This is a genomic window from Pseudonocardia sp. Cha107L01 (genome assembly GCF_052566575.1).
Map to the genome: position 1 here is coordinate 3,545,104 of NZ_CP199579.1, position 25,207 is coordinate 3,570,310.

27 protein-coding genes are annotated in these 25,207 nt (G+C 69.2%); 12 read left to right on the forward strand and 15 right to left on the reverse strand.

The features are described 5' to 3' along the window. Nucleotides 1-143: 143 nt before the first annotated feature. On the forward strand, nt 144-440 hold the full coding sequence (locus ACTXG6_RS16790) for a cupin domain-containing protein (RefSeq protein WP_445188741.1): 297 nt from the start codon (nt 144-146) through the stop codon (nt 438-440). A gap of 26 nt (nt 441-466) precedes the next feature. Further along, a complete protein-coding gene (locus ACTXG6_RS16795; protein ID WP_445188742.1) occupies nt 467-1,441 on the forward strand; it encodes a 2,3-dihydroxyphenylpropionate 1,2-dioxygenase in 975 nt (324 codons plus the stop codon). Here ACTXG6_RS16795 and ACTXG6_RS16800 read toward each other — a convergent pair. Further along, complete coding sequence (locus ACTXG6_RS16800) at nt 1,419-2,060, reverse strand: GntR family transcriptional regulator (protein WP_445188743.1); 642 nt, start codon at nt 2,058-2,060, stop codon at nt 1,419-1,421. The genes ACTXG6_RS16795 and ACTXG6_RS16800 overlap by 23 nt on opposite strands. A gap of 279 nt (nt 2,061-2,339) precedes the next feature. Between ACTXG6_RS16800 and ACTXG6_RS16805 the strand changes: the two genes are divergently transcribed. Continuing rightward, nucleotides 2,340-4,202: a 4-hydroxyphenylacetate 3-hydroxylase N-terminal domain-containing protein gene (locus tag ACTXG6_RS16805; protein WP_445188744.1), complete on the forward strand. Its 1,863-nt coding sequence runs from the start codon at nt 2,340-2,342 to the stop codon at nt 4,200-4,202. Between the two features lie 259 nt (nt 4,203-4,461). Here the strand turns inward: ACTXG6_RS16805 and ACTXG6_RS16810 are convergent, their stop codons facing one another. Both ACTXG6_RS16810 and ACTXG6_RS16815 read right to left on the reverse strand, forming a co-directional pair. Beyond that, entirely contained in the window at nt 4,462-5,088 is a 627-nt protein-coding gene (locus ACTXG6_RS16810; RefSeq protein WP_445188745.1) for a TetR/AcrR family transcriptional regulator, read from the reverse strand. Between the two features lie 109 nt (nt 5,089-5,197). Then, on the reverse strand, nt 5,198-5,500 hold the full coding sequence (locus tag ACTXG6_RS16815) for a response regulator (RefSeq protein ID WP_445188746.1): 303 nt from the start codon (nt 5,498-5,500) through the stop codon (nt 5,198-5,200). A 533-nt stretch (nt 5,501-6,033) separates the two neighbouring features. On the opposite strand from ACTXG6_RS16815, the gene ACTXG6_RS16820 reads away from it, so the two are divergent. Further along, nucleotides 6,034-7,656: an ABC transporter family substrate-binding protein gene (locus tag ACTXG6_RS16820; protein ID WP_445188747.1), complete on the forward strand. Its 1,623-nt coding sequence runs from the start codon at nt 6,034-6,036 to the stop codon at nt 7,654-7,656. A gap of 44 nt (nt 7,657-7,700) precedes the next feature. On the opposite strand, the gene ACTXG6_RS16825 is transcribed toward ACTXG6_RS16820, so the two are convergent. The 9 genes from ACTXG6_RS16825 to ACTXG6_RS16865 form a co-directional block, all read right to left on the reverse strand. Further along, nucleotides 7,701-9,086 carry an amidase gene (locus ACTXG6_RS16825; RefSeq protein WP_445188748.1) on the reverse strand — a complete coding sequence of 462 codons (1,386 nt, stop codon included), beginning with the start codon at nt 9,084-9,086 and terminating at the stop codon, nt 7,701-7,703. 2 nt (nt 9,087-9,088) lie between these two features. Continuing rightward, complete coding sequence (locus ACTXG6_RS16830) at nt 9,089-9,277, reverse strand: hypothetical protein (RefSeq protein WP_445188749.1); 189 nt, start codon at nt 9,275-9,277, stop codon at nt 9,089-9,091. Nucleotides 9,278-9,288: 11 nt separating this feature from the next. Next, nucleotides 9,289-10,668, reverse strand: coding sequence for an amidase (locus ACTXG6_RS16835; protein WP_445188750.1), 1,380 nt, complete (start codon nt 10,666-10,668; stop codon nt 9,289-9,291). Beyond that, nucleotides 10,665-11,462, reverse strand: a complete 798-nt coding sequence (locus ACTXG6_RS16840) for an ATP-binding cassette domain-containing protein (RefSeq protein ID WP_445188751.1) — start codon at nt 11,460-11,462, stop codon at nt 10,665-10,667. The genes ACTXG6_RS16835 and ACTXG6_RS16840 overlap by 4 nt, the downstream gene beginning before the upstream one ends. Next, nucleotides 11,449-12,270, reverse strand: a complete 822-nt coding sequence (locus ACTXG6_RS16845; protein WP_445188752.1) for an ABC transporter ATP-binding protein — start codon at nt 12,268-12,270, stop codon at nt 11,449-11,451. Before ACTXG6_RS16845 ends, ACTXG6_RS16840 begins: the two co-directional genes overlap by 14 nt. Then, nucleotides 12,267-13,172, reverse strand: coding sequence for an ABC transporter permease (locus ACTXG6_RS16850; protein WP_445188753.1), 906 nt, complete (start codon nt 13,170-13,172; stop codon nt 12,267-12,269). The genes ACTXG6_RS16845 and ACTXG6_RS16850 overlap by 4 nt, the downstream gene beginning before the upstream one ends. Beyond that, nucleotides 13,172-14,125 carry an ABC transporter permease gene (locus ACTXG6_RS16855; protein WP_445188754.1) on the reverse strand — a complete coding sequence of 318 codons (954 nt, stop codon included), beginning with the start codon at nt 14,123-14,125 and terminating at the stop codon, nt 13,172-13,174. Before ACTXG6_RS16855 ends, ACTXG6_RS16850 begins: the two co-directional genes overlap by 1 nt. After that, complete coding sequence (locus tag ACTXG6_RS16860; RefSeq protein ID WP_445188755.1) at nt 14,122-15,741, reverse strand: ABC transporter substrate-binding protein; 1,620 nt, start codon at nt 15,739-15,741, stop codon at nt 14,122-14,124. Before ACTXG6_RS16860 ends, ACTXG6_RS16855 begins: the two co-directional genes overlap by 4 nt. A 153-nt stretch (nt 15,742-15,894) precedes the next feature. Next, nucleotides 15,895-16,338: a MarR family winged helix-turn-helix transcriptional regulator gene (locus ACTXG6_RS16865; protein ID WP_445188756.1), complete on the reverse strand. Its 444-nt coding sequence runs from the start codon at nt 16,336-16,338 to the stop codon at nt 15,895-15,897. 84 nt (nt 16,339-16,422) lie between these two features. On the opposite strand from ACTXG6_RS16865, the gene ACTXG6_RS16870 reads away from it, so the two are divergent. Beyond that, a complete protein-coding gene (locus ACTXG6_RS16870; RefSeq protein ID WP_445188757.1) occupies nt 16,423-17,499 on the forward strand; it encodes a substrate-binding domain-containing protein in 1,077 nt (358 codons plus the stop codon). Nucleotides 17,500-17,651: 152 nt separating this feature from the next. Here the strand turns inward: ACTXG6_RS16870 and ACTXG6_RS16875 are convergent, their stop codons facing one another. Then, nucleotides 17,652-18,353: an SDR family oxidoreductase gene (locus ACTXG6_RS16875; protein ID WP_445188758.1), complete on the reverse strand. Its 702-nt coding sequence runs from the start codon at nt 18,351-18,353 to the stop codon at nt 17,652-17,654. 94 nt (nt 18,354-18,447) lie between these two features. Here ACTXG6_RS16875 and ACTXG6_RS16880 point away from each other — a divergent pair, with 94 nt between their 5' ends. The 4 genes from ACTXG6_RS16880 to ACTXG6_RS16895 all read left to right on the forward strand — a co-directional run bounded on the left by ACTXG6_RS16880 (nt 18,448) and on the right by ACTXG6_RS16895 (nt 21,133). Continuing rightward, nucleotides 18,448-19,038 (forward strand): TetR/AcrR family transcriptional regulator, encoded by a 591-nt coding sequence (locus tag ACTXG6_RS16880; protein WP_445188759.1) that lies wholly within the window; start codon nt 18,448-18,450, stop codon nt 19,036-19,038. A 366-nt stretch (nt 19,039-19,404) separates the two neighbouring features. Further along, nucleotides 19,405-20,085 carry a response regulator gene (locus tag ACTXG6_RS16885; protein WP_445188760.1) on the forward strand — a complete coding sequence of 227 codons (681 nt, stop codon included), beginning with the start codon at nt 19,405-19,407 and terminating at the stop codon, nt 20,083-20,085. 265 nt (nt 20,086-20,350) lie between these two features. After that, a complete protein-coding gene (locus ACTXG6_RS16890; RefSeq protein WP_445188761.1) occupies nt 20,351-20,908 on the forward strand; it encodes a luciferase domain-containing protein in 558 nt (185 codons plus the stop codon). Between the two features lie 27 nt (nt 20,909-20,935). Beyond that, nucleotides 20,936-21,133: a TetR-like C-terminal domain-containing protein gene (locus ACTXG6_RS16895; protein ID WP_445188762.1), complete on the forward strand. Its 198-nt coding sequence runs from the start codon at nt 20,936-20,938 to the stop codon at nt 21,131-21,133. Nucleotides 21,134-21,209: 76 nt separating this feature from the next. Here the strand turns inward: ACTXG6_RS16895 and ACTXG6_RS16900 are convergent, their stop codons facing one another. Beyond that, complete coding sequence (locus tag ACTXG6_RS16900; RefSeq protein WP_445188763.1) at nt 21,210-21,998, reverse strand: carbon-nitrogen hydrolase family protein; 789 nt, start codon at nt 21,996-21,998, stop codon at nt 21,210-21,212. A gap of 44 nt (nt 21,999-22,042) precedes the next feature. On the opposite strand from ACTXG6_RS16900, the gene ACTXG6_RS16905 reads away from it, so the two are divergent. Next, nucleotides 22,043-22,699: a GntR family transcriptional regulator gene (locus ACTXG6_RS16905; RefSeq protein ID WP_445188764.1), complete on the forward strand. Its 657-nt coding sequence runs from the start codon at nt 22,043-22,045 to the stop codon at nt 22,697-22,699. On the opposite strand, the gene ACTXG6_RS16910 is transcribed toward ACTXG6_RS16905, so the two are convergent. Next, on the reverse strand, nt 22,671-24,008 hold the full coding sequence (locus ACTXG6_RS16910; protein WP_445188765.1) for an MFS transporter: 1,338 nt from the start codon (nt 24,006-24,008) through the stop codon (nt 22,671-22,673). The genes ACTXG6_RS16905 and ACTXG6_RS16910 overlap by 29 nt on opposite strands. Nucleotides 24,009-24,142: 134 nt before the next feature. Between ACTXG6_RS16910 and ACTXG6_RS16915 the strand changes: the two genes are divergently transcribed. Continuing rightward, nucleotides 24,143-24,832 (forward strand): DUF2848 domain-containing protein, encoded by a 690-nt coding sequence (locus ACTXG6_RS16915; protein WP_445188766.1) that lies wholly within the window; start codon nt 24,143-24,145, stop codon nt 24,830-24,832. A 4-nt stretch (nt 24,833-24,836) separates the two neighbouring features. Then, the gene (locus ACTXG6_RS16920; RefSeq protein ID WP_445188767.1) at nt 24,837-25,202 is read left to right on the forward strand and encodes a cupin domain-containing protein; all 366 of its coding nucleotides are present in this window, start codon (nt 24,837-24,839) and stop codon (nt 25,200-25,202) included. The last annotated feature ends 5 nt before the right edge of the window (nt 25,203-25,207 follow it).

The following is a 25,207-nucleotide window of genomic DNA, read 5'->3' on the forward strand; positions in this document are numbered from 1 at the left end:
TCTGAGCAGGATCGTCTCGATCGCCGGATTCCACCGCGCCGACACCGGCATCATGCTGATCGGCGACGGACCGGGGGCCGCGCCACGAGCAGGTCCCGGTCGACAACGCCGGTCCCGCCGACGACGGGCTCGGCGGCTCGGCCGTGATCTCCCCGCCGAGCGCCGGGTCGGTGTTCCGCATCGTCGAGTTCCCCCCGGACAGCGAGTGGGACGACGGCGGGGGAGTGCGCTCCCGGATGTTCCACAGCACGGCGTCGCTCGACTACGCAATCGTGCTGCGCGGCTCCATCTGGTCGGTCATGGACGCCGATGAGCGCGAGATGGCGGCCGGTGACGTGCTGATCCAACGGGGGACCAACCACTTCTGGTCCAATCGCTTCGAGCAACCGTGTCTCGTCGCCTTCGTACTGATCAGCGGCACCCTCAGCGGCACCGCCTGACCGCGTCCGGCCGGAAAGGAACCACGATGGCCAGCGTCATCGGCTGCATGAACCTCTCCCACTCGCCGTTCTGGAACATAACGCCGGCTCGCACGCCCGACGCGCCCGGCGGGCTGTTCAGTGCATCGGTCGAACGACTCCGCGAGGCCGCCGCCGAGCTCGCGCCCGACGCCGTCGTGGTGTTCGGACCGGACCACGCGCGCAACTTGTTCTACGACTGCATGCCGCCCTTCTGTATCGGGGTCGAGCGGGTCACCGGGGTGGGCGACTACGGAACGCCGAGCGGGGAGCTTCCGCTGGCCGCCCCGCTCGCGCGGGAGATCTTCGAGGGCGTCACGGATCAGGGCTTCGACCCGGCGGTTTCGCTCGACCTGGGCATCGATCACGGTCTGGCGCAGGTCTATTCGAAGCTGTTCCCGGCGCTCGACGTGCCGCTGGTCCCGGTCATCGTCAACTCCGGTTGTCCGCCGTTGCCGAGCTTCCGGCGGTGCTTCGACTTCGGGCACGCGGTCGGTCGAGCGGTCGAGAGCGCGGCCGGCTCCGCGCGGGTGCTGGTCATCGGGTCCGGTGGGTTGTCGCACTGGCCGACTTCCATCTCGGCGGAGGACCCGGAGATCGCGCCCGAGTGGCGGGAGTTCCTGATCCATGGCCGTCCCCGGATGGTCGAGGTCGAACCGAGCAGGCAGGAGCGCGCCATACAGCTCGCCGAGGGCGAGTCGACCGGCCAGGTCAACGCCGACTGGGACCGGACGCTACTGAGACGCATCGAACGTGACCCGGGCGTGCTCGGACGGCTGGACGAGGAGGACGTGGCGGGTGTCGCCGGCCCCGGGGCGATGGAGGTGCGCACCTGGGCGGCGGCGACGGCGGCCTGGGGCGGCCCGCTGACCTGGCTGGTTTACGAGCCCGTGCCCGCCTGGATCACCGGCATGGGCGTGGCCTCCAGCATCGCGCCGGCCGACCGCGAGGCGGCTGGCCTCACGTCTCGGTGGTCGACGTGATGTTGCCCAGGACGTGGTCCTCCATGGTCCTGCGGGCCAGCTCGCCGTCGCGGGCATGCAGGGCGCGCCGGATGTTCTCATGGTCCTGGTGCCGGCTGGCGACGCTGTGCAACGGATAGGCCAGCTCGGCGGTGTTGATCAGGAAGTCGCTACGGTCCCACATCCGCTGGCTCAGGTCCGCGATGATGGCGGAGTCCGCCATTGCGTGGATCCGAGCGTGGAACTCGCGGTTGCGGATCCGGTAGGCATGCGCCCGCTCAGTCGGGTCCTCCTCGTCCACGAGTACGCCGATCCGGGCGGAGATCTCGTCGAGCGCGCGAAGATCCGAGTCCGTCCGCCGGCCCGCCGCGAGCTCGGCGACCGCGCCCTCCATGCTTGCGAACAGGGCGAAGAAGTCCCTGACCTCCTGGGCATCGTAGGTGGCCACTCGACAGCCGACCTGCGGAATGATGGTTACCAGCCCGTCCGCGGACAGTAGGCGCAGCGCCTCCATGACGGGTTGTTTGCTGACCTCCAACTCGCGGCTCAGCTCCTCCACCGACAGCTTCTGGCCAGCTGTGTACACACCGTCCAGCAACCGGTCCTTGATCTCCTGGTGTGCCAGCTCGCCGAGGCGCATTGTGCTGCGCGCGCGTCGCCTGCTGTGCCCCACAGGCAGATCACCGGTACGTCCTTCTGAAACCACCGGGGAAATGTATCCCGACGTGGCCCGCCATCGAGGGTTAGCCAACTGGTCTCCTCTCTTGCGCGTCGTCCCTAAGCCACTTAATGTGCTAGTAGCAGGCTAGCATGCCAGATTCAGGGAGAGATCATGACTGTGCGGTCTGGAGTGCAGTATCTGGAGCGGTTGCAGAAGACGCCGCGAGAGGTGTAGCTGCGGGGCGAGCGAGTGGAGGACGTGACCGCTCATTCCGCGTTCCGAGCCCCGATCCAGCAGATCGCCCAGCTCTACGACATGCAACACGACCCCGCCTACGCCGACGTGTTGACCCGACCCGGGCCGAACGGGCCGGTCGGGACGTCGTTCGTGGCACCGACGTCCTACGACGACCTGGTCGGGCGCCGCGAGGCGTTCCGGGTGTGGTCGGAGGCGACGCTAGGGTTGATGGGTCGCTCGCCGGACTTCCTCAACACCACGGTGATGGCATTCGCCGAGGAACCGGGGGTGTTCGCCCAGCTCGGCCAGCGCTACGCCGACAACGTGGCGCGCTACTACGAGTACGTGCGGGACAACGACCTGTTCCTCACCCACGCACTGATCACCCCGCAGACCGACCGGTCGAGGAGCTCGGCCGAGCAGGCCGATGCGTTCCTGCACATGGGGGTGGTCGAGGAGACGGCCGACGGGTTGGTCGTGCGGGGCGCCCGGATGCTGGCCACGCTCGCGCCGATGGCCGACGAGCTGATCATCTACAGCCTGCCAGGGCTGCGGCCCGGCGACGAGCGCCACGCGGCGGTGTTCGCGATCCCGATCGAGACCCCGGGACTGCGGCTGATCTCGCGCGAGCCCTTCGACGACGGCACCCGCAACCGGTTCGACCACCCGCTGTCGGCACATTTCGAGGAAGCCGACTCGCTGGTGGTGTTCGACGACGTGCTGGTCCCGTGGGACCGGGTGTTCCTGCACGGCAGCGTCGAGCTGGCCAACAAACTCTACGTCGAGACCAACCTGCGCCAACACACCGCACACCAGACCGGTGTGCGGGGACTGGTGAAGATGCAGTTCATCACCGGCGTGGCGATGAAGCTCGCGCAGACCGTGAAGATCGACAGCTTTCTGCACGTCCAGCAGAAGCTGGGGGAGCTGGTCGCGGCCACCGAGACCTGCCGGGCTCTGGTCCGGGCAGCCGAGATCGATCATGAGACCTCGAGCTCGGGCAACTCGCTGCGCTGCGGGTTCCTGCCCTTGCAGACCCTCCGCATGCATCTGTCGGCGTCCTATCCCAAGGCCGCCGAGGTGTTGCAGACCCTGGGCGCCGGGGGCCTGCTGATGATGCCGTCGGGTGCAGTACGAGCGCTACTACGCCGGCGACCCGGTCCGGCTCTCCGCCATGAACTACCTGGGTTACGACAAGACCGACGCCTTCCACCTCGTCGACCGCGCACTGGCCCTGGGCGGCGACCCGCAAGAAGCCGTCGCGGAATCCCGCGGCCGCGCGCACCCGGCCGCCGGATGACCGGCGTCGCGCCCCCGCGCCCCGTGGTGGAGAAGGCGTCGGCCGCCGCGGTACCGGACGTGACGTTGCTGCGCCGCGCGCTGGGCCAGTTCGCAACCGGCGTCACCGTGATCACCACGGTGAGCCCCGACGGTGAGCCGGCCGGGTGCACCGTCAGCGCGTTCTGCGCATTGTCGCTGGACCCGCCACTGGTCCTGGTCTGCATCGACAAGGCCAGGGCCATGCATCAGCTTCTGACCACAGCGCCCGGCTACGTCGTCAATGTGCTGCGCGCCGACCAGCAGGACCTCGCCCTGCGCTTCGCCCGTCCCGGTGGCGACCGCTTCAGCGGGCTGTCCCTGCACCACGGCCGCCACGACATCCCGCACCTCCGCGCCGCGATCGCCCACCTGGAGTGCGACCGCCACGCTGTTCTGGACGGTGGGGACCACTCGATCATCCTCGGCCGGGTCCAAGGTCTGGCGGTCCACGACGGCGAGCCGTTGCTCTACACCCGAGGGACCTTCCTCAACCTCCCCAAGGCCCAGTGGGACCGCGCCCTGGCCGACGCCCCACCCGAATGGTTGCTCACCGCGCCCTGGTAGTGCGCGCCGTTGGACGACCTCGTTGTACGACCTCGCAGTGGAGCAGAAAGAGTGCCCATGCCGTCGCCGTCGTTGGACCGTGTCTCGCACTCGCCCCCGGAGAGCGCGCGCAAGCGGGACACCCCGGTGTGGGTGGCGCTGCGCGCGACCGAGCACCGGGTTCGCTACGTCCAGGTCGACCGATGGCGGACCCGGGTGCTCGAGGCCGGACAGGGCGATACTCTCGTGCCGCACGGCCCATGCGTCTGGCAGGCATCTCTCACGCGATGACGAGAGGCAGGAGCACCTCGTCAACCATCTCAGCGATGTCTTTCCTCGTCAGAACGTGAGTCTCGAGCAGTGCGCGCTTGATGATCAGTGCGTGGAGCACTTCAAGAACGACGGGTGTCAAACGCTCCGAAGATATCTCGCCGCGACCGGCGGCGTCCCGCAGTAGTTCGCTCAATGCGTCGAAGAGTGGCTGGAGAACCTCTGACTTGAATCGAGATAATAGTGGGGGATAGCGATGTGCTTCTCCCAGAAGGCTGCGGAATGCGTTACCCCTGACACCCTTCTGCTTTTTGGTCATGTGATGCGTGAACCCGATCAGATCGTCGCGGAGAATGCCCGTTCGCGGGTATCCGGCTGGGTCCATACCCAGCTTCTCCAATGTGTCGATCACCAGACAGGTCGTATCCGGCCACCGTCGGTACAGCGGGCTCTTACCGGTGCCCGCGCGCTCAGCGACGCTCTCGAAGGTGAGCCGGCCGAATCCGACCTCAGCCAGTTCGGCCAGGACAGCATCAGAGATCGCCTGCTCGACCTCGGCGGCACCCCGCCGCGTACGAACGGGGCGTTCGACGATCTGCGCGACGGCCCGCATATCGGCATTGTGACGGGTCGGCATCGCATCAGCATAGTTGAGCGCAATCGCGTTCTGGGCTCATCGGCGCCCCCGTGATGGTCGCCTGTGCCGGGCGGACGTTCGGGGAAGGTCTGTTGGCGTTCCCGCGGGGTCATCTCGGGGGCCGGCTCGGGCGTGGTGTCGACGGTCTGTCCGGGTCGCGGTGTGGACGATTCGGCGGAGCACGTGCGGGCTGTAGGGCATTTCCCCGTTGGGCGGCCCGTCGAACCGCGTCCAGTAGCTGGCTAGGTGCCGTGTCCTTGGTCAGGAAGCCGCAGGCGCCAGTGGCGAGAGCGGGGTAGAGGTGCTCGTCGTCATCGAAGGTGGTCAGCACGACGATGTGGGTTGCCGGGTGTGCCTGCAGGATGGGCCGGGTCGCGGCGGTCCCGTCCATGGTCGGCATGTGCAGGTCCATGAGGACAACGTCGGGTAGGCGTACGGCACGCTCACCGCGACGCGCCGCTGAACGGGACGGATTTATCTGCGGACCAAGAGGTTGGTTCTCCGACGTGCGAAAAGCCGCGAAGGCGGCCGGAGTCCCTCGCACTCAGATCCATACCGAAGAATTCGTCTGAACAACCCCCGACAGGTCACAGGAGAAGTTGACCTGAATCGTATAACCATCATAATTAATGGACACGGCGGCCGCGCTGGGGGGGCTAAGTGCGCCACCAGCCAGACCGCGGCCAATCCCACGGGTCCTAACACTGATCCTTGCGGGCCGGAAGTCAAGGACGAGCGCAGACCCGATCTGGCCAGACCGCTGACCACGTGGCGAAGCCGGGTGAGAACAAGCAGTAGTCGGGGCCGCGTCGGCAGGGCTGTCATCGACATCCAGATCGACATCCAGCTGGCCGTCGCGGGGTCCCAGCGGCAGTATGGCGGCATGATCGCAAGGATGGCGAAACGCTGAGCCCGCGGCTGCTCGCGCTGCTCACCGTCGCCACGGTGGTGCTGACCAGCTGCGGGTGGGGTGGCGGCGCGGCGGTCAACGGCATGGACCGGGCCGTGGCCGGCACGGACATCAATCCGCTGCCTCGGGACCAGGTCCGGGACGGCGGTGACCTGCGGCTGCCGCTGCTGGCCATGCCGAACAACTACAACTACAACCAGGTCGATGGGCGGCACGTGGACGTACTCGCCCTGGCCGGCGCGGTGCTGCCGGGGTTGTTCCGGGCCACCGCCGACGGCGGCCTGGCCGGCAACCCCGACTACCTCGCAGCGGCCGAGGTGACCTCCACCGCGCCGCAGGTGGTCACCTACACCCTCAACCCCAGAGCGACCTGGACGGACGGCACCCCGATCACCTGGCGGGACTTCGCCGCGTACTGGCACTCGAGCAGCGGCACCGATCCCGCCTTCCGGGCCGCCGGGACCACCGGGTACGACGCGATCAGCTCGGTGACCAGGGGCGTGGACGACCGGCAGGCGGTGATCACCTTCGACAGGCGGTACGCGGAGTGGCGCAACCTGTTCAACCCGTTCCTGCCGGCCGCGCTGACCTCCACCGCACAGGCGTTCAACACCGCCTGGCGGACCAGCCTCCCGGTCAGCGCGGGCCCGTTCGCCGTCGACACGATCGACCCGGTGGCCAAGACGATCACGCTCACCCGAAACCCGCGCTGGTGGGGCAACCGGCCGAAGCTGGACCGGATCATCTTCAAGGTCTACGAGCCGTCCGCCACGCCCGATGCACTGGCCAACAACGAGCTCGACTTCTACAAGATCGGCCCGAACGTGGACCTGCTGCGCCGGGCCGAACAGACCCCCGGGGCCGCCGTCCGGCGGGCGCCCTCCCGCTACTACACGCAGGTCGGATTCAACGCGGCGCCCGGCGCGCCGCTGGCCGACCCCCAACTGCGCGTCGCTGTGGCGCAGAGCATCGACCGGGCCGGGATCACCCGCCGCATGCTCGGGCAGATCGAACCGCAAGGGAGCCCGGACGGAAACCACCTCTACGCCCCGGGCACCGCTGCGTACCGGGACAACTCCGACGCATTGCCCTACGACCCCGCGCACGCCCAGCAGGTGCTCGAGTCCCTCGGCTTTGCCCGAGCCGGCGACGGCCGCCAGCGCGGCGGCACACCGCTGCGCCTGCGGCTGATCTACGGCGACGCCCCGAGCTATCCGGACATCGCGACGGCGGTGCGGGAACAGCTGGAACGGGTCGGGATCAGCATTGACCCGCGCCAGTACCCGTCCAACGAGATCTTCCCGAACCTCACCGGCGGGAACTTCGACCTGGCGCTGTTCAGCTGGTACGGCACCGCCAGCCCGCTGAGCGACTCGATGGACATCTACCGCTCCCCGGTCGGGGACAACCCTCGGCTGAACTTCGGCCGGGTGAGCAATGCCGAGCTGGACGCGCTGTTCACCCAGGGCATCGCCGAGCCGGACGAGGCCAGGCGGGCGGCCATCGGCAACCAGATCGACCGGCTGATCTGGCAGGAGGCGCACAGCGTGATCCTCTACGCCTGGCCCGGCGCGGTCGCCGTGCGGGCCAACCTGGCCAACTTCGGCGCCTTCGGGTTCGCCGATGCCGACTACCTCAACGCGGGGTTCGTTTTATGAGCCCACGTGTCGGAGTTGGGCTGAGCTCAAGGAACTGAGCAACGTCAGGGAAGCGGGGCGAGCTTCGCCCAGTTGGTCGCCGACTCGTACGCCTGCCCGACCCCCAGCAGCAGCGGCTCCGCGAACGGCTTGCCGATGATCTGCATCCCGACCGGCAGGCCGAGACCGGTGAACCCGCACGGCACGGACAGCGCCGGCAGCCCGGTGACGTTGGCCGGCGCGGAGAACCGGACGTAGCTGTCGGTGGCCGACTCGATGCTGCCGTCGGGCCAGGTCACCTTCGGGTCGTGCGCCGGCAGGGCCGGCGTGGTCAGCGTCGGCGCGATCAACACGTCGATGTCGGCGAACATGTCCCGCCACCGTTGCTGGATCAACGTGCGGGCCCGCAGCGCCTTGATGTAGTCGGTGGCCAGCACCAGCTCCCCGACCTCGAGGAACAGCCGCACGTCCTCGGTGTACAGGTCGGCCTTGTCCCGCAGCATCTCCTGGTGGTAGGCGCTGGCCTCGGGCAGCATGATCGCCCACTCGGTGGGCAGGACGTACTGGGGGAGCGGAATCTCGATCTCCCGGGTCCGCGCGCCCTGCCCGACCAGCACCGCGATCGCGGCGGCGACCGCCGAGGCCACCTGGGGGTCGACCCGCTCGGTGTAGTAGTTCGTCGGCACCCCGATGGTCAGCCCGGCGACGTCCAGTGTCGCGGTGAAGTCGGGCACCGGCACGTCCACGCTCGCCGGATCGGCCCGGTCGTATCCGGCGATCGCGTTCATCACCAGCGCCGCGTCGGCGACCGTGCGGGTCAGCGGCCCGACGTGATCCAGGGACCAGGACAGCGAAGCCACCCCGCGCCGGGACACCCGGCCATAGGTGGGCTTCAGCCCGACCGTGCCACACACCGACGCCGGAATCCGGATGGAGCCACCGGTGTCGCTGCCCATGCCGAGGAAGCACTCACCGGCCGCGACCGCCGCGCCCGAACCCCCGCTCGACCCACCCGGCATCCGATCCAGGTCCCACGGGTTGCGGGTGGTCGGGGTGACCGCGCCGAAGGCGAACTCATGGGTGTGCGTCTTGCCGACCATCACACTGCCCGCCGCGAACAGCTTCTCCACCACGGCGCTGTCCTGCGTGGGGATGTAATCGGCCCGCACCTTCGAGCTCGACGTGGTTGCGACGCCCGCCGTCTCGTACAGATCCTTGATGCCGACCGGGATCCCGTGCAACGGCCCGCGATAGTTCCCGGCGGCGATCTCCGCCTCGGCCCGCTCGGCGGCCTTGGTCGCGAGGTCGGGCGTCAGGGTGGCGAACGCGGTGATCTTGTCTTCGACCGCGTCGATCCGGGCGAGCACGGAGGCTGTGAGCTCCACCGGGGACAGCTCCTTCGCCTTGATCTTCTCGGCGGCTCCGGCGAGGGTCAGCTCATAAGGTTCCACGGTCACTCCCAGCGGGCGTTGAGGGCGGTGGCGGGGGGCGTCTCGCCGAGCTCGAGGGTGTCGAGCTGGTCGAGCATCGCGTACACCGCTTCCGCGGTGTGGCGGACGATCTCGACGCGTTCGGGCGGCAGGTCAACGCGCGCGGTGCGCAAGGCGTGCTCCAGCGCGTCGCCTTGGAACGTTCGGGGCATTCGATCTCCCATCACTCGGTCAGCGGGGGTTGCTGAGTGTGCCAGTCGGTCCGCTGCTGGTACGCCGCGCCGGCGCGCAGAATCGTGGCCTCGTCGAACGGCCGCCCGATGAGCTGCATGCTGATCGGCAGCCCTTCGGCGAAGCCGCACGGCACGGCGAGTCCGGGCAGCCCGGCGGCGTTCAGCGGCGCGGTCAGTCGGCTCAGTGTCGGCATGACCGCGCCCGGTACCGAACCGTACGGGGGCGCGGTGACCGGGAGCGTCGGCGTGGCCAGAATGTCCACTTCGGATAACGCGGATCGGAAACCCGCCACGATGCGCCGTCGCCGGTGTAGGGCGTCGACGTAGGCGGTGCCGGGGATCGCGGCGCCGGCGATCAGCCGAGTCCGGGTGTCCTCGGTGTAGTCGTGCGGCCGGATGCCCATCTCTTCTTGATGGATCAGCGCCGCCTCGACACCGACGATCGTGGTGATCACCTCGCTGGAGATCTCCACGTCCGGCACGGTCACCTCCACCAGTCGCGCTCCGGCGCTGACCAGGACGTCGAGCGCGGCCCGCACCGCGTCGCCGACCTCGGGCGTCAACCCGTCGAAGAAGTGGTTGGCCGGGACGCCGATCCGCAGCCCGTCGATCCCCGAGTCCAGCCCAGCGAGCACGTTGGTCACCGGCTCGTCGACCGAGTCCGGGTCGGCGGGGTCGAAGCCGGTGATGCTCTGGAACACCAGCGCCGCGTCCCGCACTGTGCGAGTGATTGGGCCGGTGTGGTCGAGCGACCACGACAACGGCGCGACACCGCGCTTGCTGACCCGCCCGAACGTCGGCTTCAGCCCGACCAGGCCGGTCAGCCCGGCGGGTATCCGGATCGAGCCCCCGGTGTCGCTGCCCATGGCGGCCAAGCACAGTCCGGCCGCCACTGCCGCCGCCGAACCGCCGCTGGACCCGCCCGGAATGGTGTCGAGGTTCCACGGGTTCCGGGTCGGCGCGGAGACCACCCCGAAGGCGAACTCGTGGGTGACCGTCTTGCCGACGAGCACCGCGCCCGCCGCCCGCAACAGGCCGGTGACCGCCGAGTCCTCCGCCGCGAGGTGCCCGGCCCGGACCGCCGAACCGCACAGCGTCGGCTTGCCCGCGACGTCATAGAGATCCTTGAGCGCCAACGGAACGCCGGGCAGGAGTCCCACCCGGTCGCCACGGCTGACCGCGGCTTCGACCGCCCGCGCCCGGGCGAGTGCCTCCTCGGCATATACCTCGACGTAGGACCCGAGCCGAGGGTCGTACCGCTCGATCCGTACCAGCACGGCCTGGGTCAGCTCCACCGGCGACAGGGTGCCCGCCCGGATGGCCGCGGCGGCCTCGGAGACGGTGGGCAGCAGGGTGTCCATCCGGGTCATGGCAGCACCGGTTCCAGGACGGCATCCAGCAGTTCCCGGGTGACGTCGGACCGAGGCGAGCCGAACAACTCGTCAACCGGTGCCTGTTCGACGATCTCGCCGTGGTGCAGGACCGCCGCCCGATCACACATGTGCTGAATGACTGCGAGGTTGTGGCTGATCAGCACCAGGGTCAGCCCCCGTTCGGCCTGGATCTCCCGCAGCAGCGCCAGAATCTGCCCCTGCACCGAGACGTCGAGGGCCGACGTCGGCTCGTCGAGCACCACCAGATCGGGTTCTGCCGCCAGCGCTCGCGCGATGCCCAGCCGCTGCCGCTGCCCGCCGGAGAACTCGTGCGGGTACCGCTGCGCCTGCTCGGCCTGCAGGCCGACCTTCTCCAGCAGTTCGATCACCCGCGCCTTCACCTCGCCCTTCGGATGCAGCCCGAACTTCCGCATCGGGTAGGCGACCTGCTCGCCGACCGACAGCCGGGGGTTGAACGCGGAACCGGAGTCCTGGAACACGATCTGCATCCGCCGCCGCAACGCGCGCAGTCGCGGCCGGGTCAGCGCCAGCACCTCGTAGCCATCGAACTCGATGTATCCGCTGGTCGGCTCCAACAGCCGCAGCAGCATCCGGCCGACGGTCGTCTTGCCGGAGCCGGATTCGCCGATCAGGCCGAATGTCTCTCCCCGCTCGACCTGGAACGAGGCGCCGTGCACCGCGACGAACTCGGTGCCCTTCCCGAACGCGCCCGGTGTCCGGTACACCTTCCGCAGGTCTTGCACATCGACCAGCACGTCACGCGCTGACACGGCGTACCTCCGAACGCAGGCGCAGCACGGAGCCCAGCAGCTTCTGGGTGTAGGGGTCCTGAGGCTTTTCCAGCACCGTCGCGACGTCGCCGGATTCCACGATCTTGCCCGCGTACATCACCGCGACCGTCCGGCACAGTCGCGCCACCACACCGAAATCGTGGGTGATCATCAGGATCGCGGTGCCCAGTTCCCGGTTGACCTCGGCCAGCAGGTCGATGATCTGCTTCTGCACGGTCGCGTCCAACGCCGTCGTCGGCTCGTCGGCGATGAGCAGGTCCGGGCCGCAGGACAGCGCCAGGGCGATCATCACGCGCTGCCGCTGCCCGCCGGAGAGCTGGTGCGGATAGCTGGACAACCGCCGCGACGCATCTGGGATCCGTACCAGTTCCATCGCTTCGAGTGCCTTGAGTTTCGCGTCGCGCTTGCCGACGCGCTGGTGCAGCCGGATGACCTCGACCAGCTGGTCACCGACGCGGAAGTAGGGGTCCAGTGCGGTCATTGCGTTCTGGAAGACCATGCTGATCTTCTTGCCGCGGATATCCCGCATCGCGCGGTCACTTTTGGTGAGCAGATCCTCGCCGTGAAAGAGGATCTGGCCGCCCGCGATGGTGGCGTTGCGGGAACCGAGCAGCCGCAGGATGGACAGACCGGTGACGGACTTGCCCGAGCCGGATTCCCCGACCACGCCGAGGATCCCACCCCGCTCGATCTCGAAGTCGATCCCGTCGACGGCCTTGACGGTGCCGTGTTCGGACGAGAAATGCGTCCGCAGGCCGGTCACCTTGAGTAGCGGATCCTTGGTCACGTGCGGCTCCCCGTCTGCTTGTGCGGGTCGAGGGCGTCCCGGATGCCGTCGCCGAGCAGGTTGAAGGCGATCGCCACGATGAAGATCATCAGTCCGGGGATGGTGGCGACGTGCGCATAGCCTTCAAGCAGCACCTGCCGCCCGTCGGAGGTCATCACCCCCCAGTCCGGCGCGGGCGGGGTGATGCCCACGCCGAGGAAGCTCAGGCCGGCGGCGAGCACGATCACCAGCCCGGCCAGGGTGGTGGCATAGACCACCAGCGGCGACAACACGTTCGGCAGCAACTGCTTGCCCAGGATCTCCACCTCGGTGAGACCGGCGGCCCGGGCCGCCTCCACGTAGTCCTTGGCGGATTCCTGGACGGTGGCGGTGTATACGACGCGGGCCATGTAGGGCACCAGGGTGATGCCGATGGCGAGCATGCTGTTGACCAGTCCTGGCCCGAGCACGGCGGCGATCGCGATGGCGAACAGCACGATCGGGAAGGCGAACACGACATCGAGCACGCGCATCACCAGCTCGCCCCACCGACCACCGGAGTACCCGGCCACCATGCCGAGCGCCAGCGCGACCACCCCCGCGCACAGCACCGGCACGATCGCCACGGACAGCGAGTATCGGCCGCCCCAGATCAGCCTCGAGAGGATGTCGCGGCCCTGGCCGTCCAGACCCAGCGGGTGGCCCGGGGTACCGGGCGGCAGTAGCCGCATCGTCGGGTCGCCGAGCAGCGGGTCGTACGGGCTGATCAACGGGGCGAAGACGGCAACCAGCACGACCAGGGTGAGCACCACCAGCGCGCCCACCGCCACCTTGTCCCGAGCCAGCGCCCGGGTTGCCAGCCGGAACTGGGACCGGTGCCGCCACGTCGTCGTCGGTGGGGTCCGCACAGTCGCGGTGGTCATCAGGCCGCCCTTCTGGTGCGCGGATCCAGCAGCGCCACCGCGATGTCGGTGATCAGGTTGACCACGACGAACACCAACGCGATGAACAGCACCCCGGCCTGGATCATCGGCATGTCGCCGGAGGTGATCGAGGTGTAGAGCTGCCCGCCGAGGCCCGGCCAGTTGAACACCACCTCGACGAAGATCACGCCGCCGAGCAGGTAGCCGGCCTGCAGGCCGACGATATTGACCACCGGCGGCAGGATGTTGCGCAGCGTGTGCTTCCAGATCACCAGCCGCTCCGGCACTCCGCTGGCCCGCAACATCTGGACGTGGTCGCCGTGCAGCGCCTCGACCATCGAGCCGCGCGCCATCCTGGCCACCACCGCGGTGGGCACCACCGCCGCGGCGACCGAGGGCAGCACGAGGTGCACCAGCACATCGTCGAACCCGCCAGGATTGCGCGTGTCGTGCATGCCTGAGGTCGGGAACCAGCCGAGCTTCAAGGCGAAGATGTTGATGATGACCAGCCCGGCCCAGTAGACCGGCACGCTCGCGCCGCCCAACGCGACGAACATCGAACCCCGGTCCACCACCGAGTACTGGCGCCGCGCCGCGACCATGCCCAGCGGTACCCCGATCACCAGGCAGATCAGCAGGCTGCCGCCGGCCAGGATCATCGTATTGCCCAGCTTGGGGAACAGGATGCTGGACACCGGCTGGCTCAGCGTGAGCGACTGCCCGAGGTCGCCGTGCAGCACCCCGAGGACCCAGTCCAGGTACTGCACGATGAGCGGACGGTCCAGCCCGAGCTGGTGGCGGACCTCGGTCACTCGTTCCGCCGTGGCCGCCTGGCCCAGCATCGTGCGCACTGGGTCGCCCGGCACCAGCTGCATGATCAGGAACACCAGGATCGACACGCCGATCAGCACCAGCACGGTGGTGAGCAGGCGGCGAACGAGGAATCCGATCACGACAGCCAGACCGTGTTGAGGTCGTACCACTCCTCGCTCGCCGACACGAAACCGTGCACCTTCGAGCTGAGGATGTAGGGCGCCTTGTCGTTCACGATCGGCGCGATCGCGGCGTCATCGGTGACGATCCGGTTGGCTTCCTTCCACTTCTCCACCGCACCGGCCTCGGTGGTCGCGGTGATCGCCTGCTGCATCACCTGGTCCAGCTGGGGGTTGCTGTAGCCACCGACGTTCGGCCCGTTGGGTGCCTTGAGCGAGGACGACGTGACGATGTAGAGCCAGTACGGCGTGGTCATGCCCCAGGACTGCTGCGCCCAGCCGACCCCGGTCGGGGTGCCCTGTGCCCACTTCGTCAGGTACGAGATCCACTCGGTGGTCTGCAGCTGGATCTGGATGCCGACCTTGGCCAGGTTCTGCTGGATGTACTCCGCCATCGGCACCGGGATGATCTGCCCGGAGCCGTCCACCGAGGTCATCATCGTGGTGGAGAAACCGTTGGGATATCCCGCCTGGGCGAGCAGCTGTTTCGCCTTGTCCGGGTTGTAGCCGTAGGCCTCGGTGTTCGCCACGTACGCCGCGTTCGCCGGCGCCTGCACGTCGTAGGCCGGTTTGACGGTGTCCTTGAGCAGGTTCGTGGCCATGCCCTGGCGGTCGATGGCCAGGTTGATCGCCTGCCGGACCTGCTTGTTCTTCATGATCGGGTCGTTGAAGTTGAACGACAGGAACCACACGTGCGGCGGGGCGCCCTCGGAGACCTGGAACCCGGACTGCTGCAGGCTGGCCACGCTGTCCGGCGGCGGCACGGCGATCATGTCCACCTCGTTGGCGCGCAGCGAGGCCACGCGGCTGGAGGGGTCGGGCAGCGGCCGGAACACCACCTTGTCCAGGTACGGCTTCGTGCCCCAGTAGGCGTCGTTGCGGGCCAAGGTGATCCGCTGGCCGCGCACCCGGTCGACGAACTTGAACGGCCCGGTGCCCACCGGATGCTCGCCCACGTTGTCGTTGCCGTACTGCTTGATCGACGCCGGGCTCATGATCCCGGTCGAGCCGCTGCCACCTTGGGAGAGCAGGCGCACGAACGGTTCGAACGCCTGCTTCATGGTCAGCTGGATGGTCATCGGGTCGGGTGTCGCGATCGACTTGAGCTGCTGCCAGACGAAGGTGGTCTGCCCGGCGGCTTTGGCGTCGTAGTACTGGAAGCTCTTGTCCCACATGCGTCGGATGTTGAACTCGACCGCGGCCGCGTCCAGCGGTGAGCCGTCGTGGAACTTCACGTTCGGCCTGATGTGGAAGGTGTAGACGGTGCCGTCGGGGGAGAGCTCCCAGGAGGTGGCCAGCCCGGGTCGCAACGCCGGCACCGCCGCCTGCGCCGATGGCTTACTCAGGTCCTCGTCCACGAGTGGCTCGAACATCTGCCGGTTGACCCGCCAGGAGACCCAGCCGCCGGCGCGCTGCGGGTCGAGGACATCGACCTCCGACTCGATGCCGATGGCGAGCGTGCCACCGCTGTGCGGCGCACCGGACGCACCCGAGCTCGCGCTGGGCCCGCCACACGCGGCGAGGAGCGCGAGGGCGATCACCACCGCGGACACATGCCGGAGACTCTTGCCGGACAACACCATGACACCGCCGTCGCTCGTCGAAGCAAACCTGCGGCTGGAACGCTAAGCACGCGATGTTGCGAGCGCTGTCGTACACCGCTCGACTTTGTTACGGGTCGACCGGCTATGTTGCGACTAAGTTAATGAAAAGCTTTTGATCAGCGGTTTTTAGTTCGTGGAAACTATTCCTCGAAGAACTGTCGGCGTGCCGAGGCGCTGCAGCAGCTCTTCGATCAACTCGCCGTCAGCAGTTTCGGCGAGCAGCTCCCCCTGGCACTGGTCGACGATTTCGGCGAGCCGCCGGTGCATGCTCTTGCCCCGCCGGGTCAGGAAGATGCGCACCTTCCGCCGGTCCTCGAGGTCGATCCGGCGGTACACGATGTTGTTCGTGACGAGCCGGTCGACGAGCTTGGTCAGTGCGGGCGACGCCAGTCCCGCGTACTTGGCCGCCTCGCTCATGGTGTGGCCGCCCTCGGCGAGGAAGTCAATCACCCGCCACTCCTCGACACCGCAGCCCTCGACTCCGAGCGCGACGCGCTGGCGCTCAACGACGTGGCGTTCGAGCGTGCTCAGAAGGTGGGCAAGGTCACGGGATCGCCACAAATCGTTCATTGCCTGGCCGTCCTTCGGCGGTTACGTTCGGCCCACTCTAATCACCATCTCGGCGATCAGCCCATACCTGCCAGAGGTGGCCTCATGCTGTCGAGGACCCCCGACCCAGGGCTCAACGTTGCGCTCGTCATCCCGCTGCAGGGACCGCTCGGCCTGATCGGGCCGGCGAGTGAGCTGTGCGCGCAGCTGGCCGCCGAAGAGATCAACGACGCGGGCGGCATCCTGGGTCGGGAGATCCGCCTCATCACCGTGGACGGCGGTGCCGATCCTTCGGTAGCGGCCCGGGAGGTGGGTGACCTTGTGTCCGCCGGCCAGGTCGACGCCGTGATCGGCGCGCACACCTCCGCGGTGCGGCGGGCCATCGTGCCGCGGATCGCCGACCGCGTGCCCTACGTCTACACCTCGCTCTACGAAGGCGGGGAACGCAATCCCAGCGTGTTCATGACCGGCGAAACACCGCGGTTGCAGCTACTGCCGGGGATGCGGCTGCTCGCCCAGGAACGCCATGTGCGGCGTTGGTACATCGTCGGCGACGACTACGTCTGGCCCCGCAGGACCGCGGCGATGGCGCGCGGCTACGCCAGAGCCAACGGGGGGCGGATCGTCGGCGAGAGCTATGTTCCGCTCGGAACCACAGACTTCGGTGCCGTGGTCGACCAGCTCGAGCGGTCCACCATGGACGGTGTGCTGGTGCTGTTGGTCGGTCAGGACGCCGTCCACTTCCATCGCGCGTTCGCGCAGCGCCGGCTGCACCACACCGCTGTCCGGCTGACGCCGCTGATGGACGAGAACATGTTGCTGGCCACCGGCGCCGAGTCGACGATCGGGCTGTTCGCCGCGGCTGGCTACTTCGACTCCCTGGCCACGCCGGAACAGTTGGACTTCGCCGGCCGCTACGCCCGCCGGTTCGGGCCCGACGCGCCGATGGCCGGCAACCTTGGCCAGTCCTGTTACGAGGGTGTGCGACTGCTGGATGCGCTCATCGCGCAGGCGCGGTCGCCCCAGGTGCGGGATATCACGGCGGTCGCCGATACCGTTTCCTACGAAGGTGCGCGTGGTCGGTTGCACCTGCGGAATCATCACACCGCGCAACGCATCTACCTCGCCGAAGCCGAGGCAATGGAGTTCTCGGTTGTCGCGGAACTGCCGCCGTGCGGCTGAGGTGCAAGTGCCGCTGACCGAGCCGGACATCAACAAGATCGGGATCGACCGACGTGGCCCGACACATCGACTGGGTGGCGCAGAGCCGGCAAGACCTCGTGGAGCGCATCTGCCGGCTCCTCGTGCCGCGACTTGGGCCGAACGAAGTGGGGTCAGGCGGTGAGTTGCGGATAGAGGTTGGTGATGTCGCCGGACATGGCGGCCTTGGTCTGCCGGGAGGTTTCGTCGGCGAGCACCTCGAACGCGCCGGCCTCGATCCCGTCCAGCGCCGCCTTGGCGATGTCGGCGGGGTTCTCCTTGGGTGAGGTCACCGCGGCGGTCATGTCGGTGTCGACGTAGCCCATGTGCAGCCCGGTGACGCCGATGCCGCGGTCGAGAAGTTCCAGTCGGATCGCGTTGGTCTGCAGCCAGAACGCGGCCTTGGTGGCGGCGTAAGCACCGTGCCACGCGACCCAGGAGAGCGCCGAGAGCGCGTTCAGGATGTGGCCGCCGCCGTTGCGCTCGATGATCGGGACGAAGGCGCGTGTGAGGTTGAGCGGGCCGAAGAAGTTGATCTCAAAGACGCTCCGGATGTCTTTCATCGGTGCGTCCAGGTAGGTGTCCGGGGAGCTGCTGCCGGCGTTGTTGATCAGCACTGTCACGTCGGGCGCGGCAGCCGCGAGCGCGTCGATCGAGGCCTGGTCGGTGACCTCGAGCGGCAGGGTCACGATCCGGTCGTCGGTGCTCGGCCTCGGGTCGCGGGCGGTCGCGTAGACCTTCCGGACGCCCCGGGTGAGTAGGTCGTCGACGATCGCCTTGCCAATTCCGCGGTTGCCGCCGGTGACGAGAACGACGGCGCCTTCGAGTGTGGTCATCTGCTGAGCTCCAAAGACTGATGGAAACCGATCTGTTTCTTCACCGTAAACCGATCTGTTCCCAAGTGCAAGCCGAGCCGGTACTCTCGGTGGCGTGACGACCCAGGCGACACCTCGCGAGCGGCTGCTGGAGGCGGCGGGCGAGCTGTTCCACCGCGACGGTGTGAACGTCGGTGTGGACGCGCTGTGCAAGGCGGCCGGGGTCTCGAAGAAGTCCATGTATCAGCTGTTCCGGTCCAAGGACGAGCTGATCGCCGAGAGCCTGGCCAACCTCGGCCCTCGGTACCAGCGCGCCCTCGAGCCGGGTGCGGAGGACGGGGGCACGCCTCGGGAGCGGATCCTGGCCGTGTTCGAGCGGCAGGATCGCCTGCTGGCCGGTGACGACTTTCTCGGCTGTCCGTTAGTCAGCACCGCGATCGAGCTGAAGAACCCCGAGCACCCCGGCAGTGTGGTCGCGCGGCATCTCAAGCAGCGGCTGACTGACTTCTTCGAGGCCGAACTGGACGCCGCCGGAGTAGCTGACCCGGAGTACCTGGCGGTCCAGTTGACGATGGTGTTCGACGGCGCCAGCGCCCGGGCCGTGGTACGGGCTCAGGCGCTCGGGGGTGTCGGTGTGGCCATGGCGGCGTCGTTGCTCGATGCCGCCGGCGTGCGGGCCGAGGAGCTGGCCAGCCAGGCCGGTTAGTTCGGAGTCGATCGGCGGCAACCTGCGCCGGTACAACGTCCGAGGTGGGCCGGGTGCTCGTGGCAGGTTGAGCCGACGGCGCGCCCCTCCGGACCCCGGCGGTGCGGGCGTTCGCCCGTAGAAACCCGGTGGTGTCCTGGGGCGTTCCCCGGGTCCGATCCGGTCGCGATCTGTGGAGGGTTGGCCGCGGACGCGTGATCCGGCCCAGTGAGCCGACCGTCACGCCGAGGCTTCGGCCCGCTGGCCGACCAAACACCGGAGGCAACCCGACCACATGAGCGAACAGATGAGTGTTCACGATGCTGTGGTGATCTCCGTGCCGGTAGCTCCGCCCGCCCCCGCCGGCGAGAGTCGGGCGGTGCCACGGTGACCCGGGTGCTGGTGGTGGACGACGACGGGCAGATCCTTCGCGCGCTGCGGAGCAACCTGACCGCCCGGGGCTACGAGGTGCTGACCGCCATCGACGGCGCCGGCGCGCTGCGGGCCGCCGCGGACGGTCGCCCTGACGTAGTGGTGCTCGCCCTCGCACTGCCCGACCTCGACGGATCCGAGGTGATCGCCGGGCTGCGGGGCTGGACCCAGGTGCCGATCATCGTGCTGTCCGGCCGAACCGACGCCGGCGACGAGGTGGACGCCCTGGACGCCGGCGCGGACGACTACGTGACCAAGCCGTTCGGGATGGCCGAGCTGCTGGCTCGGGTGCGGGCCGCCGTGCGCCGGGCGGCGGCGTCCCGGGTGGACGGCGAGCCGGTGGTGCGCACCGCCGCCTTCAGCGTGGACCTGGCGGCCAAGAAGGTGATCCGTGACGACGCCCAGGTACATCTCACGCCGACCGAGTGGGGCATCCTCGAACAGCTGGCGCGCAACCGGGGCAGGCTGGTCGGCCAGCGTCAGCTCCTGCACGGCATCTGGGGCCCGGCGTACGACAAGGAGACCAACTATCTGCGGGTATACCTGGCCCAACTGCGCCGCAAGCTGGAGCCCGATCCCGCGCACCCCCAGCACCTGATCACCGAGCCGGGCATGGGCTACCGCTTCGAGGGGTGACTACCCCCTCGGCGATGTCCGCGGCCTCCTCGAAGCCCCTGGCGTCCGGTGTGTTAGGGATGATTGAGCATCGGACATGAACGGAGCTGCGCTGATCATGACTCTCGGGCGGGATATCCAGGCTCGTCGTGGACGGCCCGGTCTGAGGGCACCGGTGGCGCTGGCGGGGGCCGTGCTTGCCACCGCTTGGGTGGTGCGGGACTACCGGGGGTGGCTGGCCTTGGGGCCTGGTGGGCTGCCCCACACCCCTCGTGGCTGGCTCGTCATGGCTGTGTTGCGGGCTCGAACGTGGCGGGTCGATCCGTTCGGCACCACCGGGTTGACGGGAACCGGCCACCTCGGTGACCCGCTGCCCGTGCGGGCCGGACCGCGACCGATGGTGGCGCACTATCCGATCCCGCACCGTCAGCTCGATCAATTCCCGGAGCCGGGGTTCGTCTCCGCGCTCACGATTGCCGCGTTTGTCGGTATCCGACAGACCTTGACCGAACGCCGGAGTTACTTCGAGAAGCACAACGACGCGGCGTTCACCGCGCCCGGCCTTCCGGTGCACCCCGACGACGAGATCTCCGGTGGCGAGATCGGCCACGTACACGCCGACGGTTCGCTGCACGTCGTGCTGGCCCCGGCCGACGCGGCCGCGGCCATCGAGCGCGGCTGGGGTCAGCTGCATCCGGCGAGCGGCCGCGCCGCGGGCCTGCCAGCTACGTACGTGCTGGTCTACGCGCCGCGCAACTCGGACGAGGTCGCGGTGGCCGAGCGGCTGCTCGACGCGGCCGCCGCGCACATGACCGGGAATCAACCGGCCCCCTCGGCTCGATGACTATGTAGCGCGAAGACGCCGGTCAGGATGGCGCCGGCGCTCAGTGCGCCGGCGCTGAGGGCGAGCCAACAGCGCGGCCAGCTACCGGCCGACCTGGACCTGGTCACCGCCACCGACCAGCTGGTCGGGCCGCTCTACTACCGGGTGCTGGTGACCGACGAGTCGGTCGACGCGGACTTCACCGACCGCCTGGTCGAGTCCTTCCTCCACAACTTCCCGCGGTGAGCCGGACGATGCTGGAAACCCGCCAGGCGACCGGCGGACCGACGGCAAGGCGCCGGGCGGTAGCGCCGGCAGCTGCTCAGAACCGGCGGTTGGCCAGCACGGGCACGGTCTTGCGGGCGGCGTCCACCTCGGCCGGGTCGACGTCCACCACCAGGAGGCCGGGCTTGTCGTCGAGCTGGTCGACGAGATTGCCGAGCGGGCCGGCGACCGCGCTCGCACCGATCCCGGTGGGGGCCCGGCCGGCGTCGCGGCCGACCGTCGCCGGGTCGGCCTGGTCGCAGGCGGCCACGAACGCGGTGGAGTCCAGTGCGCGGGCGCGCACCAGCAGGTCCCACTGCTCGCGCTTGCCCGGTCCGGCCCCCCAGGACGCCGGGGCGACGATGACCGTGGCACCGCGGCTGCCGAGCTCCTGGAACAGCCCCGGGAAACGCAGGTCGTAGCAGGTGGTCAGGCCCACGGTGAGGCCGTCGACGTCGACCGTGACCGGCACGGTTCCCGGCGCGACGGTGTCGGACTCGGCGAACCCGAACGCATCGAACAGGTGAATCTTGTCGTAGGCCGCCTCGACCCCGCCGCCGGTGGCCAGCAGGGTGTTGCGCACCCGCCCGTCGTCAGCGGGGGTGAACATGCCCGCCACCACGGTCAGGCCGGCGTCGGCGGCGAGCTCGCGCACCCGGGACCCCCAGGGGCCGTCCAGCGGCTCGGCGACCGGGGTGAGGGATACGCCGAAGCAGCACATGGTGGCCTCGGGGAACACCACCAAGCGCGCGCCGCTCGCGGCCGCGGCGCGGACCTGCTCCTCGACGAGACCGAGGTTGTGCCCCGGGTCCGGGGTGGACACGATCTGGGCGAGGGCGATGCGCACCGGCTGCCTCCGTTTTCCTGGGTGCTGTGCTGTATACGTATTGTATGCCCGTTACGCGTGAGTCCGGTCGCGATCGAGCGCTGCACTACCTGCGCGAGACGGTGCTGGTCGACCCGAGCGCCCAGGGCACGTTCCTCAACGAGGTCGAGCTGGCGAGTCGGATCGGGGTGTCCCGGACGCCGGTGCGTGAGGCACTGCTGCTGCTGGTTGCCGACGGCCTCATTGAGATGCTCCCCGGTCGAGGTGCGTACGTGCCGCCGATGACCGGCCGGCAGATTCGGGAGCTGATGGAGCTGCGCGGCGTCCTGGAGCGGCACGCGGCCAGCCGGGTACTGGCCGAGCGCGCGGTCCCGCTCGCCGCGCTGCGCGAGGTACTGGCCGAGCAGGAGAGCCTGGCCACCGGCGGGCACGACGGCGACCTCGAGATCGCGACGGCGTTCATCGACCGGGACATGGTCTTCCACCAGGCACTGGTCGACGCGGCCGGCAACACCATGCTCACCCGGACGTATGCGGGACTGCGGGTCCGGCAGCGCCGGGTCGGCGTGGCCGCGCTGTTCCGCTCGGCGAACCGGCAGCGCGCGGTGTGCGGCGAGCACGGGCGAATCGTCGAGGCGTTGGCCGCCGGCGACGAGCCCGCCGCGATGCGGGCGATCGACGAGCACCTGGCCCTCACGCTGCGGGTGTTGCTCGAGGCGTGACCGCCCCGGCCAAGTAGGCCTCGTCCTCGGCCGGGCGCGGGTCCCGCCCCAGGGCCAGTCCGGCGAGGGTCAGCAGGCACGCGACCAGTACGTACAACGCCACCGGCAGCCAGCTGGCGTAGTGGCCGTTCAGCGCGGTGAACGCCAGCGGGGCAAGGGCGCCGCCGAAGACCCCGGCGATCGTGTAGCCCAACGAGCTGCCGGTGTAGCGCAGCCGGGGGGAGAACTGCTCGATGATGAACGCGGCCTGCGGCCCGTACATCAGCGAGTGCAGTGCCAGCCCGACCACCACGCCGAGGACAAGCAGCGGGAACGAGCCGCCGCTGATCGCCGGGAAGAACACGAACGGCCAGACGGCGGCACCGGCGGCGGCCACCGCGTACAGCCCGCGCCGGTTGATCCGGTCGGACAGCGCGCCGGCCAGCGGGATCAGGCCCAGCTGCAGGACGGCGCCGATCAGGGTGGCCGCCAGCACCTGGCCACGGGAGAAGCCGTGGGTCGTGCCGTAGCTGAGCACGAACACGGTGAACAGCGCGTACGCCACATCCGGCCCGATCCGGCTCAGCACCGCGGTGAGCAGGCCACGCCGCTCGGTGCGGAAGATGTCCTTGATCGGGGTCTCGGACCGGTCGCCGGCGTCCTGGATCGCCCGGAAGACCGGGGTGTCCTCCAGCTTCAGCCGGATCCACAGGCCGAATGCCACCAGCACGCCGGAGAGCAGGAAGGTCACCCGCCACCCCCAGGACAGGAACGCGGCGTCGGACAGCGCGGCGGTGAGGCCGGCGAGCACGCCGTTGGAGAGCAGGTTGCCGGCGGGCGGGCCCACCTGCGCCGCCGACGCCCAGAACCCGCGCCGCTTCGGGTCGCCGAACTCGCTCGACAGCAGCACCGCGCCGCCCCACTCGCCGCCGACCCCGACACCCTGGGCGAACCGGAGCAGGACCAGCAGGATCGGCGCGGCGATGCCGATGGTGGCGTACGTGGGCAGTGCGCCGATCAGGAAGGTGGCCACGCCGATCAGCACCAGGGTGAGCACCAGTACCTGCTTGCGGCCGATCACGTCGCCCAGCCGGCCGAACACCACCCCGCCCAGCGGCCGGGACACGTACCCGACGGCATAGGTGGAGAAGGCCAGCAGGGTGCCGGTGAGCGGATCGGCGGCCGGGAAGAACAGCCTCGGGAACACCAGCGCGGCCGCGGCGGAGTACGCGGTGAAGTCGTACCACTCCAGGGACGTGCCGGACAGGCTCGCAAGGAAGGCTCTGTGCAAGGACCGGCGGTCCACAGGTGGGTTCGTGGGTGAGGTCATCGGGACTCCGTTTGGCTCGCCAGCGGTGTACCTCATTATGCTTGCTGTATACTCGCAGTATACGCAAGAGGCAGCCGGGGACGAAACGAGATGGAAACCATCGCCCGACATGCCCAACCACCCGCGGAGGCCACATGACCACGCTCGAGTTCGCCCTGCCCGATGGCTCCGCCCGCGCGGTCCGAGTGGCCAGGCTGTTCAACGCCGGCTACACCGGGCGGGCCCAGGACGAGGTGGCGAAGCACGTCGCTGAGCTGGCCGAGCTGGGCGTGCCGGCGCCGTCGGTCACGCCCGCCCTGTACCCCGTCGCGCCGTACCTGGCCGCGCAGGTGGATGCGGTGCCCGCGCAGCACGGCCGCACCTCGGGGGAGGCCGAGTGGGCGCTCGTGGTGGGCGAGGACCCGGCCGATCCACTGCTCACCGTGGCGTGCGACCACACCGACCGGGCCCTGGAAGTGCATGGCGTCGCCTGGAGCAAGAACGCCGGTCTGGACGTTCTCGGCGCCGAGGCCTGGCGCCTCGCCGACGTGGCTGATCACCTGGACGCCATCCGGCTGCGGGCCTGGGTCCAGCACCCATCCGGCGAGGAGCTCATCCAGGACGCCACCCTGGAGGCGCTGCTCCCGCCGGCGTACTGGCTGGACGTGCTGCATTCGTGCGGCTGGCTGGTGCCCGGCACGGTGCTGCTCTCCGGCACGGTGGCGATGGTCCCGGGGGTCGAGCAGTTCGCCGACGGCTGGCGGGTGGAGCTGCACGACCCGGTGGCGGACCGCACGCTGAGCCTGGCCTACACCGTCGACCAGCTGCCCGAACCGATCGGCTGAGCCGGTGCGCGAGGAGTTCGAGTTCTTCGACGCCGAGACCGTGCCCTGGCGGCCGGATCCGAGCGCGCCCGGCGTGGCGGAGCGGATCCTCAGCCGGGGCGACGACGGCATCACGCTGACCCGGATCGCCCGCTGGTCGCCCGGCCTGGACACCTCGGCCAAGGGCGTCATCCGCCACGAGTTCCACGAGGAGGTCTACCTGCTCGCCGGCGAGCTCACCGACCTCACGCTGGGCAGCACGTTCGGCGCCGGGCACTACGCCTCACGGCGGCCCGGCATGCCGCACGGCCCCTACCGGACTGGTCCCGGCTGCATGATGCTGGAGATCCGCACGGTCCCGGATCCGCGCCGGCACGCCGGTCCGGCCTAGCGGGC

Coding starts and splice junctions, on each gene's coding strand:
- ACTXG6_RS16795 (WP_445188742.1), top strand. CDS start 467: ATGGCCAGCGTCATCGGCTGCATGAACCTCTCCCACTCGCCGTTCTGG.
- ACTXG6_RS16800 (WP_445188743.1), bottom strand. CDS start 2,060: ATGCGCCTCGGCGAGCTGGCACACCAGGAGATCAAGGACCGGTTGCTG.
- ACTXG6_RS16810 (WP_445188745.1), bottom strand. CDS start 5,088: ATGCCGACCCGTCACAATGCCGATATGCGGGCCGTCGCGCAGATCGTC.
- ACTXG6_RS16815 (WP_445188746.1), bottom strand. CDS start 5,500: ATGGACCTGCACATGCCGACCATGGACGGGACCGCCGCGACCCGGCCC.
- ACTXG6_RS16830 (WP_445188749.1), bottom strand. CDS start 9,277: ATGCCCCGAACGTTCCAAGGCGACGCGCTGGAGCACGCCTTGCGCACC.
- ACTXG6_RS16835 (WP_445188750.1), bottom strand. CDS start 10,668: ATGACCCGGATGGACACCCTGCTGCCCACCGTCTCCGAGGCCGCCGCG.
- ACTXG6_RS16850 (WP_445188753.1), bottom strand. CDS start 13,172: ATGACCACCGCGACTGTGCGGACCCCACCGACGACGACGTGGCGGCAC.
- ACTXG6_RS16865 (WP_445188756.1), bottom strand. CDS start 16,338: ATGAACGATTTGTGGCGATCCCGTGACCTTGCCCACCTTCTGAGCACG.
- ACTXG6_RS16870 (WP_445188757.1), top strand. CDS start 16,423: ATGCTGTCGAGGACCCCCGACCCAGGGCTCAACGTTGCGCTCGTCATC.
- ACTXG6_RS16875 (WP_445188758.1), bottom strand. CDS start 18,353: ATGACCACACTCGAAGGCGCCGTCGTTCTCGTCACCGGCGGCAACCGC.
- ACTXG6_RS16890 (WP_445188761.1), top strand. CDS start 20,351: ATGGCTGTGTTGCGGGCTCGAACGTGGCGGGTCGATCCGTTCGGCACC.
- ACTXG6_RS16895 (WP_445188762.1), top strand. CDS start 20,936: ATGGCGCCGGCGCTCAGTGCGCCGGCGCTGAGGGCGAGCCAACAGCGC.
- ACTXG6_RS16905 (WP_445188764.1), top strand. CDS start 22,043: ATGCCCGTTACGCGTGAGTCCGGTCGCGATCGAGCGCTGCACTACCTG.
- ACTXG6_RS16910 (WP_445188765.1), bottom strand. CDS start 24,008: ATGACCTCACCCACGAACCCACCTGTGGACCGCCGGTCCTTGCACAGA.
- ACTXG6_RS16915 (WP_445188766.1), top strand. CDS start 24,143: ATGACCACGCTCGAGTTCGCCCTGCCCGATGGCTCCGCCCGCGCGGTC.